Raw genomic sequence first — 11,883 nt, 5'->3', positions numbered from 1 at the left:
GAAGTTGGAGTCTCCTCCGCCCGGTCTCATTCGGAATCAAAGATGAATGCAGACGAAATTGATTGCCGCCTGATTGAGAAGGAATCTTGGCTCGCACAGGTGGAATGGTTGGCCGAAGTCGATTCGACAAATCGGTTCCTGGCCAACGATCCGCTATCGGGACGGACTCTCCCGGCTCTTGTCGGGGCGAACGCACAAACAGCTGGTCGCGGACGGGGTTCCAATTCGTGGTGGTCTGCTTCGGGGTCGCTGACGTTTTCAATCGTGTTCGATCCCGGACAGTTTTCAATACCGACGAGCTTTCTGCCGAGGATGTCGTTGTCGACAGGAATGGCAGTCCGGAATGCAGTGGCACGCTGGCTCCCCGAGTCGCTTGTTCAAGTCAAGTGGCCCAATGACGTGTATGTTCAGGGAAGAAAAATCGCGGGGCTATTGATTGAAAGTCATCCCGCGAATCCGAACCTGCTCATTGTCGGCATCGGCCTCAACGTCAACAACTCGTTGCAGTCAGCACCTCAGCAGCTGCAAGAAAAGGCGACATCGATCATCGACGTGAGTGGCTCCGAGGCAAGTCGGATGGATGTTCTGATCCAACTTCTCCAGGATCTGGAGTTTGAATGGAAGCGAATCGCCACCGCTTCTGACTTTCTGGACGAATACCGAAACCATTGCTATCTCTCCGGCAGGAATATTCTTGTGAACGATGGAGTCGACGAGATCGGCGGTCTGTGCGAAGGTGTCGATGCCGAAGGGGCTCTGCTGGTCCGACTTCCTGTCGGAGTCCAGAGGGTCTTTGCCGGGACAATCGAAGTGATCGGTGAGTGATCACACCATTCAACTGCAAGACAATAAGCAGATACAAAAACTTTCAGTGGATTGATGAGTCATGAGACTTTTTGAAGGGACCGAGTTCGATCGCCCACCCCGGTGCGAACAGTGTGATGAACTCGAAAGCGAATGCCAGTGTCCGGAACCGGAGTTCGAATACACTCCGCCTGCGAAACAAATTGCTCGGATCGGAGTCGAAAAACGGAAACGCGGAAAGAGCGTCACTGTCATTCGGGATCTGATCGACGAGGCGGATCACCTTCCCAACCTGTTGACGAAACTGAAGGACGCGATCGGCGTTGGCGGCACGGTCAAGGATGGGACAATTGAGCTTCAGGGAAGCCATATTGATCGGATCAAGAAAGAGCTGCAATCGATCGGCTACCGGACAAAAGGCTAAATCGCGTTCGCGATGGCGTGAACAGATTTCCTCTGCGCGAAAGAAGATGGACCGGAGATGTCAGACGGAAGCACTGATCGCAGCTTGGATGTGAATGAAGCGAAGAAGCAGCTCCGGCAGACACTTCGCGCTGAACGAGCGAAAGTACTTGAACCGGAGCGACTCGCGACAGCGATCTTCGAAAGGCTCAAGATGCAGCCGGAGTACGCCGAGGCAGGGACTGTTCTGTTTTTTGTGGGCGTTCGCAGCGAGGTTCCAACACGAACCGAGTTGATTGCGAAGGCGGCTTCCGGGGCGGGGCGAGTCGCTGTTCCTTACTGTTTTAAGAACACTCTCAAGCTTGTTCGCTTCACCGATGAGTCAGATCTGATTGTCGGCAAATACGGCATTCCGGAACCGCGACACGAACTGAGAAAAGACGCGCGATATCATGTGCCTCCGGAAGAAGTCGATCTTGCGCTCCTTCCGGGCCTCGGCTTCGATCGTTGCGGAAACCGACTCGGATATGGGGCGGGATATTATGACCGGCTCATTCCCGATCTTCGATCAGATTGCCTGAAGATCGGACTCGCCTACGATTGCCAGATCGTCGACCGAATTCCCGCGATGAATCACGATGGACGTGTCGACTGGATTGTGACCCCGACCCAGCTGCTGAAATGTGAATAAGGATTCCGAAGAACCCGTCGTTCCTCTGAAGAACCTGCCGTGATGAGCGAGTCTGCTTCGAAGAGACGAAGAGAGGTTGCCGTTCACAGCTGAGTTGATCGGTTCTGCCGAGCAGGGAAACCTCCTCGGTTGAGGGGTTGCCAACAGTCGTGTCGATTGCGTAAACACGGAGCTTTTCGAAGCGTCTTCGGCCTGAGGTAACCTTGAGTCGGCGGGGCGAATCGATCAAGAAATCTCACTCCCGATCGCAAAGAGAATTCAAGCATGACAGTGGTGAAGTTGTAGAGTTGGGCACCTCTTCAATCGAATGGCTTCGCAGGACTTCTTCTGCCGGCGATTCGAATCAACTGTCGGGTGTGTCATGTTTGGAATCAAAACGTTCTTCACCGGTCTGCTGACAGGCAGCGTCGGCTCTCTTCTGGCGATGCAGTTTCACGTCATGAATACCAACGAAGGTGTGATCGTCGTTCCGCGCGCTCATCAGCCAGCTTTGTTTACAACTTATGTTGATGTGCGCAAATGGGACCAGAATAAATGGAACCAGCATCCTGAAGTCGTCGAAGCAGCAGTTAGATCGGGACGAACTGAACTTCTCGCGACGGAAGCTGAAGATGCGCCTCTGTATGATCCCAATGCAACGAATGCCACCAATGCAGGGGGAGAAGTCACCGCTGCTGAGAAAGCTCGACTGGCGATGGATGCGCTCGTTCCGATTCGGTTCAAGAATGACCCGTCGAGTCACCAGTCATCACAGGGGAATTACGCAGTTGGCTCACAGAATGCTGTGCCGTGGAATCCTCAGCAAACCTATTCTCCTGCCCCAGTTAGCGGCGGCCAAAACTCAAACACTCAAGGGGTTGAGCAGAATTATGCGAGCGGGCAAAACTGGAATCACATCGATGTGAACAAGATGCCGACGCTTGGAAGACCTATTCCGTATGAAGAGCCGTCCGCGAATGTTGCATCCCAACCGGCGGTCGTGCCTCAGAAACAGGAACAGACGTCAACGGAGTGGGTGAAGTCGCTTCTCAAGAGTGTGATGCCGCAATCGGATGAACAGGCATCAGTCACGACTCAACCGCAACACGGAAACGCCTTCCCAACACAGCAGTACAACCCTGCACAAATGACGCCTGCTCAAGTGGCGCCAGCTCAGACGGCGCCGAATCAATCGCGGCAAAGGCAATCGCCACAGGTTCCCAACCAACCGTCCGGCTTTGATGGCGGAAGGCAATACCATCCTGCCGTTCGCCCGTTCTAAAGCAAGTTGCTCATTCCTGTGCACTCGCATGCGCGGTCTTACTTATTCGAAAGCTGAGTTTGCTCGTGCGAGTCAGTGCGAACCAAGTTTGAACGTGTTCTAGATGGCTACATCAGACTCTAAGAAAAAACGAGTGCGTCGATGATTTCTCCTTCCTCTTGAAACCATCGACGTCACTCGCCTGTCTTCGTTATTGATCCGGGCTCCAAGGATCTTCTCCACCATCTTTGGCTCTCAGAAACTTTGCGTCAACCTCTTTATACCATTGATGCAAACGGTTTCGCAGATCGTTGACCAGCTCAGGATGATCAGCGGCGATGTCGGTCGTTTCGGAAACATCATCGCGCGTGTTATAGAGGTGAGTCCGTCCGTCTTCGTAGCGTTCGATGAGTTTGTAATCGCCGCGTCGAATTGCTCCGCCGGGGAAGCCACCTTGATTGCTGTAATGAGGATAGTGCCAGAACAGGTCACGTTCGGGTAGCTTCTCTCCCTTGAGCAGTGGGACAAGACTGACACCGTCAAGCACCATCTCGCTGGGAGCGTCGATTCCCGCGAGATCCAGAATCGTTGGATAGAAGTCAACGCTGATCACTGGGACATCGCAAACCGGATTGGATCGCTCCGCATCCGGCCATTTGATGATCATCGGTTCTCGAATCCCGCCTTCATAGACCCATCCTTTCCCGCCTCGAAGCGGAAGGTTCGAAGTCGGTGAGCCTTCTGATGTCGAGAGTCCTCCGTTGTCCGAGAACAACACGACAACCGTATCATCTGCGAGTTCGAGTTCCTCAAGCGTGTCGAGAATCCGCCCGACATTCTGATCGAGACTTTCAACCATCGCCGCATACGTTGGATGGCTTTGTCGAATCCGCACTTTTCGTTCTGCGTCAGTTTCCCAAACTTGTTCCTCCGGGCCGAACTCTGGCTGTTCGGTCAACCATGCTGCCTTCTCGCGATACTTTTGCACGAGTGGCTTGGGTGCCTGAAGAGGTGTGTGCACGGTGTAAAAGGAAAGATACAGCAGAAACTTCTCGTCCTCGGATTCTTCAATCAGTTTGATCGCTTCGTCAGCGAGACGGTGCGTCAAATGCTCTACTTTGGGGCCATCGGAAAGTCGTGGATTGGAGTACGGAGAGAAATATGACTTTGGCAATCCGCGAACGTGACCACCAATGTTGACATCGAATCCCTGATGCTCCGGCCAGAATTCCGGAGTTGGTCCCAGGTGCCATTTTCCGAGGAAGAACGTTCGATAACCGTTGTCGCGCAACTGCTCGGCGATTGTCACATCTGAGAGTGGCATCCTGTTGTTGAGTGTCGCAGGCAGAAACTTTCCTGACCGCGCTCCCGAGAAGAAATTCGTCGCATCAACCCGTGACGGATACTTGCCCGTCATGATGCTGTAGCGCGTTGGGCTGCACACAGGATTGGCAGCATAGCCTTGTGTGAAGAGCACCCCTTCGCCGGCAAGCCGATCAATGTTTGGCGTCTCGTAAAATGTTCCGGGGTTGTTGGCCCCGATATCCATGTAACCAAAATCGTCGACCAGAATGAAAACGAAATTGGGTCCATCGTCAGCTGCGCTGAGCGGACAACTGGAGAAGAGTAACATCAGAGAGGCGATGATCGCACGGCAGCACATGCTCTTGGTTCCTCGGTCAGGCAGTATTGATTTCGATTACAATAGAGCAATCAACCTTCGAGAAACAACGCAGAGCGCAGTGAATGAGTCATCACCTTACTATCAAAAAGAAGCAAGGCCTCCTGATGGCAGAAGGCCTTGCAAAGCTAATCAACTTTGACGTTCGTCAGGCAAGCAAATCTTTGACGGTGTCGCGCTCTTCACGAAGCTCATTCAGAGTCGCTTCGATCTTCTGCTGAGCGAATTCGTCGTGCTCGATTCCCTGTTCGATCTTCCATGTCGTTCCGTCGCTTATGAGCGGATAACCGAAGATCAGACCTTCATCCACTCCGTAGCTTCCGTCGCTGCAGACAGCTGCGCTGAAGAAGTCGCCATCAGCAGTTTTGGAGTTGGCTGCCTTCACAGTATCGAGAGCCGCATTCGCAGCGGAAGCTGCACTACTCGCTCCGCGTGCTTGAATCACTGCAGCACCGCGTTTCTGGACGACAGGAATGAATTCATCTTTAAACCAGGCATCGTCTCCAATCACTTCCGGAGCAGGTTTGCCATTGATGGTCGCTGTTGAGAAGTCCGGGAACTGAGTGGCTGAGTGGTTGCCCCAAATCGCCATTCTCTTCACTGCCGAAACACCTTGTCCCGATTTTTGGGCAAGCTGGGTTTTGGCTCGGTTCTGATCGAGCATTGTCATGGCGTACCAACGATCCCGAGGGATATCGGGCGCGTTGTTCATCGCAATCAGACAGTTGGTATTGCAGGGGTTCCCGACGACAACAATTCGAACGTCGTCTGCAGAAGCTGCCTGAATTGCTTTTCCAGTGTTCGTGAAGATCGGTCCATTGACGCGGATCAAGTCTCCGCGTTCCATTCCCTTTCCGCGAGGAATACTTCCGACACACAAGACCCAATTGCAATCTGCGAATCCGTCTTCGAGGTGATCGCTGTCGACTTTCGTGACTCCGGCCAGAGTCGAGAAGGCACAGTCATCCAATTCCATTTCGACGCCGTCCAAAGCGGGCAGGGCGGGTGGAATTTCGATGAGATTGAGATGAACGGGTTGATCGGGACCGAAAACCTCTCCACTTGCGAGACGAAAAACGAGCGCATAGCCGATATTCCCGGCAGCTCCCGTGACAGCCACTCGAATTGGTTTCTTCATCTGATCACCGTTTTCTTTCTTAAGAGGTTAGCTACGTTCAGTGTCTGTTCGATCACACCCTGTCGGAGTGCAATGGGTCGACAGTCATAAGCTGCGAGAAAGTTCATTCAAAAAACCACGGGATGGGAAACACGTGGCCTCAATTCATCCAATAAAGCAATTCGAAAATCAAAAAACGCATCGTTTCACTCTTCATCACGATCAGCTTGTCGCACCAACGTCCTCGTCGAAGTCGTAGTCTGTCGTGGCTGTTTTTCGTTGTACCTTCTTGGCAACTTCGGGGCAATTCTCGTGCAGACGCTTGCGGGATTATTGCTCGTTCCGGGAATCCTCTTCATTTGCAGCGTTCGAAAAGTGGTGAAGATCCTCGCGACTGGGAATTCACCTATTCGTAAACAGCTTTCCTGTATAGGATTTCGCAAACACCTTTGCTCTTTTGAATTCTGAGGCAGACCCCGACGGGAGAAGTGCTGTCAGGTCAATTCGCTCCACAGTCCCGACTTCGGAGCCCGGAATTGAGGTGTTGAGCGTTTCGTCTGTCCGGTCGCCTCTAAAACGACCATGTCGACTCCGCATGATGAATGAGGATGGATCGACGTACAGGAGATGACGCATGGCTGTGACGACGCACAGAGCTCTCCCGCCTGAGATTCAAGACATTCAATGTCGCATGGAAGAAATTGCGCGGTCGTACGGTCTGGATTGCTTTGAGACAATCTTCGAAATGCTCGATTATGAAGAATTGAGCATGTTCGCGGCATACGGCGGATTTCCGGTTCGCTATCCGCACTGGAGATTCGGAGCGGAGTATGACGAGTTGCTGAAGAGCTATTCGTACGGGCTCTCCAAGATTTACGAGATGGTGATCAATACCGACCCGTGCTATGCGTACCTTCTGACGGCGAATGAATTGACCGATCAGAAACTGGTCATCGCGCACGTTTACGGTCACTGTGACTTCTTCAAAAACAATGCCTGGTTCGCCCCCACGAATCGAAAAATGCTCGATCAAATGGCCAACCATGCTGCGCGGGTGAATCGGTATATTGACCGGTTTGGCTATGAAAACGTCGAACGCTTCATCGACTGTTGTCTCTCGCTCGACAATCTGATCGACCCGTATCTGCCGCACATCCAGCGAACCGCTTCTCCCGATCATTCTTCAAAATCGAAACCAAAGGGAGACGGCGATTCAGACTCGACGCGCGGTCGCTTCCGGGCGAAGGATTACATGGACGATTACATCAATCCTCCAGAAGTGCTGGAACGTGAAGAGCAGAGACGTTCCGCTGTTGCAGAAGAGAAGGCGGCGCAGCGATCATTCCCGGAAGAGCCGCAACGCGATGTGCTGAAGTTTCTCCTCGATCATGCTCCGCTCAATCAATGGCAGCATGATGTTCTGGCGATCATTCGTGACGAGGCGTATTACTTCGCTCCTCAGGGGCAGACGAAGATTATGAACGAAGGCTGGGCGAGCTACTGGCACTCAACAATCATGACTCGCCACGGGCTGACGGATGCTGAAGTGATTGACTATGCGGACCATCATTCGGGCACGATGGCGATGTCTCCGCAGCGGATCAACCCCTACAAAATCGGAATCGAACTCTTCCGAGATATCGAACAACGCTGGAATCGCGGACAGTTCGGCGAAGAGTGGGAAACTTGCGACGACATGCACCACAAGCGAAGTTGGGATCGCGAACTCGGTTTGGGACGCGACAAGATTTTCGAAGTCCGGCGGATTCATAACGACCTCACATTCATCGACACGTTCTTGACTGCGGAGTTCTGTCAGCGGCACAAGATGTTCTCATTCGCGTACAACGATCGCAGTGGCGACTATGAAATTGCCTCTCGCGAATTTGATGAGATCAAAAAACAGTTTCTGAAGAGTCTGACGAATCACGGTCGGCCGTTTATTTTCGTCGTCGATGGGAACCATTCCAATCGTGGAGAACTCTATCTGCGACACGACTATCAGGGAGTCGAACTCAAGCAGGACTACGCGAACGATACGCTCAAGAATCTGCAGGCGATCTGGGGACGACCGGTGCATCTTGAAACGGTCATCGATGAAGAACTGTCGACAATTTCGTACGATGGACACACTCACGAGATCAAGTCGATCGAGAAATAGTCACAGAGTTTGAGGCGCTGGGATAAGACTCCTCGCGAATCGTCGGGAGCCGTCAGTGATCAGCGATTCCAAACTCGAAGCCGACAAGCAATTTACGAATTGAGGTTCTTCAAATGGCCAAAAGTCATTCCCCGCGTTTTCTCGAAATTGTGAACGATGCTCGGGCGAAGGTCACCGAATGCACAATTGAGGATGTACGTCAAATGCAGGAGAACGGAGACGAATTCCTGCTCGTCGATGTGCGGGAAGAGAGCGAATTTGCCAAAGGTCACCTGCCCAAAGCCATTCATCTCGGGAAGGGTGTTCTGGAACGAGACATCGAAAAGGTCGTTCCTGATCCATCGACGAAGATGGTCATGTACTGCGGCGGCGGGTATCGATCCGCTCTCGCAGCAGACGCAGCTCAGCGAATGGGATACACGTCAGTGATCTCAATGGATGGCGGATGGAGAGCCTGGAATGAGGCAGGATTTGCTGTTGAAAGTTCGTAATCAATTGAGACCAAATCTCAATACAGTGATCAAGCGATCGGAGGATAGGCAAAATGTCTTGACACCATATTTTTGCCGTCCTACAACGAGATAACTGGCCGAACATATGATTTGTGGCAGCATTGTTTTGCTTTGAGTTGCCGTGAATTTTTACTTTCGCAATCTGTTGCATCCGGAAAAGGAAAAGTCTGATGACACATGTCGTCGCGGAACCATGTTTTAACTGCAAATACACCGACTGCGTTGTCGTTTGCCCCGTCGAATGTTTCTACGAAGGTGAAGCAATTCTCTACATTCATCCTGATGAATGTATTGACTGCGAAGCCTGTGTTCCGGAGTGCCCAGTCGAAGCGATCTTCCACGAAGATAACCTTCCAGAAGAATGGGCGGGATACACTGAGCTCAACGCTGAAATGGCTCCTCAATGCCCAGTGATCACTGAGAAAAAAGAAGCTCTCGGTGGCGACGTCGGCTAGTCGAGAAGACCGCTCAGTTGAGCGATAACGGTGTGGCGGAAGCGTTCACTCCGGTTCCGGACTGCTGGAATTCAAACCGGTCGCATCTCCGCGACCGGTTTTTCTATGCAAAGGTGTTTGTCTCGCGGGTGAAGATGGCGAGATAATTCGGGCCAACAGCGGATTTTCTTAGATGTGGTTCTCTTGCAACTCGACGATCGACTGAAACAGTCCCGGCCAGGTGTATTCCTGCGCGACAGCAGAGATCGTTAAACCGGCTTGTTCGGCCGCTTCCTGAGTCACTGGGCTGATGGCCGCGAATTTCGGCAGCTGATTCAGCGACAGTTCCTGTATTCGTTCCGCGACATTGCGTGCAATGGTCGGACTGCTAAGCGCGATCCAGTCGAGTTTCCCATGACGGAGAGAGTCGATTGCAGAATTCGGGAATGAAGGGACGTCAAGGTGTTGATAAACAACGAGGCTCCGAAACTCAGCTCCGGCGGAAATGAGCGTTTCCGGAATGACTTCTCGACCACGGTTTGCCCGCGCCCAGAGAACTGACTTTCCTTGGACATGTGGTCTCATTGCCTCGGCGAGTTCTTCTCCTCGATAGACCGAAGGGACCAGATCCGGGCGGATCGAATACTCTTCGAGGCGTTTGGCTGTTGCTGGGCCAATGCAGGCGATCTTTGTTCCTCCAAAGCGTCTCGCGTCGCATCCGAGTTCCCAGAGTCGCCCGAGAAAAGCATCGACACCGTTCACGCTTGTGAACACGATCCAGTCAAACTCTTCGAGTGTTTCGATGACTTGATCCACTTCCGTCCAGTCAGAGAGTGGTGAAGTCTTGATCGCAGGCATCAGAATCGGGGCAGCACCAAGTTGGATGGCCTGATCGATCACTTCATCCGCTTGATGTTCAGGGCGGGCAATGCCAATCGTTTGGCCGATCAGTGGAAGCGTTTCGAACCAGTTGATCTGCTCTCGATGTCGAGTGCATTCGCCCACCACAATCAGCGAAGGAGCTGGCAGATTCGCCTCGGCAACCCGCTCGCCAATGTCTTTGAGAGAGGCATGCACACTTCGTTGAAGAGGAGTGCTGGCTTTTGAGATGACCAGAGTCGACGTTTCCGGATCCATCCCGCTTGAGATCAGAGACTTCGCGATCTCGGGGAGCCGATGCAATCCCATGTAGAAAACGAGCGTGCCGGGGAATTTGACCAGTTGCTCATAATCCAGAGCCGACTGCGGTTTCGTCGGGGCTTCGTGACCGGTTATGAAGGCCACAGCCGAAGCCAACTTCCGATGGGTCAAAGATATCCCTGAATACGCCGCAGCTGCCGTTGCCGCAGTGATCCCGGGGACCACTTCAAAGGGAATCCCAGCTTCAGCGAGAGCCAATGCCTCTTCACTCCCCCGACCGAAGATATACGGATCTCCCCCCTTGAGGCGGACGACGGTCTTTCCAGCTTGGGCAGCTTCGACAAGCCGCTTGTTGATCTCGTCCTGATCGATTCGTCGCTTTGATCCCGTGCCGACTCGGTTTGTTCTCTCAGCTGTCGCTTTGGTGTATCTCAGCAGAAGTGGATTCACGAGGCCGTCGTACAACACGACGTCCGCGATTTCGAGGCAGCGTTTCGCCTTGAGCGTCAACAATCCGGGATCACCGGGACCGCCTCCGACCAGATAAACTTTTCCGACTTCCGCCATCAATCAAATTTCCTCAGTCGCATGATGTTCGCCCACGCTCGGGCAGTGACGTGTTGTGCACTTTTGAGAAGAACACTTCAACACGTCGTTGAAAAGAAACAATTGGCCCGAGAATGAACTTCCTGGGCCAATTGCGTGAGTGAGATCATCCATCGTCCGTGGAAATCTCTTTCGGAGAAGGGGGAAATTTATCCCTCCATTCGAGACTTCATGAATTTCAGTCCTTCTTTGGCGAGATGCTCTTCGCTGGGGAACATGCTTCGCCAGATCATGGTTGCGGCGGCCAGTTCCGGCAGGGCGAGACCGAACGCTTCAATCATCAGCCAACCGTCATAGCCAGACTCTTTGATTGCTTTGAAGTTCTCATCCCAGTTGACGCCCCCTTCGCCCGGAGTCGACCGGTCATTCTCTGAAATATGAATGTGAACCAATTGATCCTGGCAGGCCTTGATCGCTCCGCTCGGAGATTTTTCTTCGATGTTCGCGTGAAATGTGTCGTACATCATTTTCAGATGCGGATGATTCACTTCCCGACAGAAACGTGCGGTGTCTTCGGCACAGTTCAGGAAATAGCACTCGAAACGATTGAGATACTCGACGACGAGAGTGACGTCATTGGATTGAGCATAGTCCGCAGCTTTGGCGAGACTTTCCTGGCCCCACTTCCATTCCTCTTCGGTTCGCCCCCGACCAACGAAATGCCCCAGCGCGGAGTGGATTGGTCCCAAGAGGTGTGTGCAACCTGATGCAGCGCACATGTCGATTGCTTTTTTCAGCCGATTGACGCCTGCTTCGCGGATTGCGGCATCTTCCGAAATCGGATTTTCTTCAGCAGTACAGACGGTGACAGCTGTCCGTCCGAAACCGAGTTCGTCCAGCTTCGATCCGATTTTGGTATAAGCGGCCTCGTCCATTTCAAAGACGGGCAATTCGACGCCATCGTAGCCCCACTCCTTGATTTTGTCCAAAGTTGGGAAAATCGATTCATCGACACCGGACGTCCAGAGCAGCAGATTCAGACCGTACTTCATATTTGTCTTCCTCGATTCAAGTGTCTGCTCCGCGACATTCTTCGGTCATGGAGCACAAATGAGCAATTTTTGATGGGCGCATTGGACTTCAATTTTCCATCAC

At 52.7% G+C, this 11,883-nt stretch carries 11 protein-coding genes; 7 read left to right on the top strand and 4 right to left on the bottom strand.

The annotated features are described in order from the left end of the window. Positions 1-42: 42 nt before the first annotated feature. The 4 genes from KOR42_RS12950 to KOR42_RS12935 all read left to right on the top strand — a co-directional run bounded on the left by KOR42_RS12950 (position 43) and on the right by KOR42_RS12935 (position 3,158). A complete protein-coding gene (locus KOR42_RS12950) occupies positions 43-825 on the top strand; it encodes a biotin--[acetyl-CoA-carboxylase] ligase (protein ID WP_146510255.1) in 783 nt (260 codons plus the stop codon). Between the two features lie 61 nt (positions 826-886). Then, entirely contained in the window at positions 887-1,228 is a 342-nt protein-coding gene (locus KOR42_RS12945) for a translation initiation factor (RefSeq protein ID WP_146510254.1), read from the top strand. Positions 1,229-1,285: 57 nt separating this feature from the next. After that, a complete protein-coding gene (locus KOR42_RS12940; RefSeq protein WP_146510253.1) occupies positions 1,286-1,897 on the top strand; it encodes a 5-formyltetrahydrofolate cyclo-ligase in 612 nt (203 codons plus the stop codon). 361 nt (positions 1,898-2,258) lie between these two features. After that, positions 2,259-3,158 carry a hypothetical protein gene (locus tag KOR42_RS12935; protein WP_146510252.1) on the top strand — a complete coding sequence of 300 codons (900 nt, stop codon included), beginning with the start codon at positions 2,259-2,261 and terminating at the stop codon, positions 3,156-3,158. Positions 3,159-3,348: 190 nt separating this feature from the next. Here KOR42_RS12935 and KOR42_RS12930 read toward each other — a convergent pair whose 3' ends face one another. Next, a complete protein-coding gene (locus KOR42_RS12930; RefSeq protein ID WP_146510251.1) occupies positions 3,349-4,800 on the bottom strand; it encodes a sulfatase in 1,452 nt (483 codons plus the stop codon). Between the two features lie 166 nt (positions 4,801-4,966). Then, entirely contained in the window at positions 4,967-5,956 is a 990-nt protein-coding gene (locus KOR42_RS12925) for a malate dehydrogenase (RefSeq protein WP_146510250.1), read from the bottom strand. 613 nt (positions 5,957-6,569) lie between these two features. Between KOR42_RS12925 and KOR42_RS12920 the strand changes: the two genes are divergently transcribed. The 3 genes from KOR42_RS12920 to KOR42_RS12910 all read left to right on the top strand — a co-directional run bounded on the left by KOR42_RS12920 (position 6,570) and on the right by KOR42_RS12910 (position 9,063). After that, complete coding sequence (locus KOR42_RS12920; RefSeq protein ID WP_146510249.1) at positions 6,570-8,096, top strand: SpoVR family protein; 1,527 nt, start codon at positions 6,570-6,572, stop codon at positions 8,094-8,096. A gap of 113 nt (positions 8,097-8,209) precedes the next feature. Then, the gene (locus KOR42_RS12915) at positions 8,210-8,587 is read left to right on the top strand and encodes a rhodanese-like domain-containing protein (protein WP_146510248.1); all 378 of its coding nucleotides are present in this window, start codon (positions 8,210-8,212) and stop codon (positions 8,585-8,587) included. A 191-nt stretch (positions 8,588-8,778) separates the two neighbouring features. Continuing rightward, on the top strand, positions 8,779-9,063 hold the full coding sequence (locus KOR42_RS12910; RefSeq protein WP_146510247.1) for a ferredoxin family protein: 285 nt from the start codon (positions 8,779-8,781) through the stop codon (positions 9,061-9,063). Positions 9,064-9,231: 168 nt separating this feature from the next. On the opposite strand, the gene cobA is transcribed toward KOR42_RS12910, so the two are convergent. Beyond that, positions 9,232-10,749 (bottom strand): uroporphyrinogen-III C-methyltransferase, encoded by a 1,518-nt coding sequence (gene cobA, locus KOR42_RS12905; protein WP_146510246.1) that lies wholly within the window; start codon positions 10,747-10,749, stop codon positions 9,232-9,234. A gap of 188 nt (positions 10,750-10,937) precedes the next feature. Then, complete coding sequence (locus KOR42_RS12900; protein WP_146510245.1) at positions 10,938-11,780, bottom strand: sugar phosphate isomerase/epimerase family protein; 843 nt, start codon at positions 11,778-11,780, stop codon at positions 10,938-10,940. Between the last annotated feature and the right edge of the window lie 103 nt (positions 11,781-11,883).

It is taken from the genome of Thalassoglobus neptunius (assembly GCF_007859735.1).
GTDB lineage: Bacteria > Planctomycetota > Planctomycetia > Planctomycetales > Planctomycetaceae > Thalassoglobus > Thalassoglobus neptunius.
This window is presented reverse-complemented; position numbering and strand designations above follow the sequence as displayed.

Coding starts and splice junctions, on each gene's coding strand:
- KOR42_RS12950 (WP_146510255.1), top strand. CDS start 43: ATGAATGCAGACGAAATTGATTGCCGCCTGATTGAGAAGGAATCTTGG.
- KOR42_RS12945 (WP_146510254.1), top strand. CDS start 887: ATGAGACTTTTTGAAGGGACCGAGTTCGATCGCCCACCCCGGTGCGAA.
- KOR42_RS12940 (WP_146510253.1), top strand. CDS start 1,286: ATGTCAGACGGAAGCACTGATCGCAGCTTGGATGTGAATGAAGCGAAG.
- KOR42_RS12935 (WP_146510252.1), top strand. CDS start 2,259: ATGTTTGGAATCAAAACGTTCTTCACCGGTCTGCTGACAGGCAGCGTC.
- KOR42_RS12930 (WP_146510251.1), bottom strand. CDS start 4,800: ATGTGCTGCCGTGCGATCATCGCCTCTCTGATGTTACTCTTCTCCAGT.
- KOR42_RS12925 (WP_146510250.1), bottom strand. CDS start 5,956: ATGAAGAAACCAATTCGAGTGGCTGTCACGGGAGCTGCCGGGAATATC.
- KOR42_RS12920 (WP_146510249.1), top strand. CDS start 6,570: ATGGCTGTGACGACGCACAGAGCTCTCCCGCCTGAGATTCAAGACATT.
- KOR42_RS12915 (WP_146510248.1), top strand. CDS start 8,210: ATGGCCAAAAGTCATTCCCCGCGTTTTCTCGAAATTGTGAACGATGCT.
- KOR42_RS12910 (WP_146510247.1), top strand. CDS start 8,779: ATGACACATGTCGTCGCGGAACCATGTTTTAACTGCAAATACACCGAC.
- cobA (WP_146510246.1), bottom strand. CDS start 10,749: ATGGCGGAAGTCGGAAAAGTTTATCTGGTCGGAGGCGGTCCCGGTGAT.
- KOR42_RS12900 (WP_146510245.1), bottom strand. CDS start 11,780: ATGAAGTACGGTCTGAATCTGCTGCTCTGGACGTCCGGTGTCGATGAA.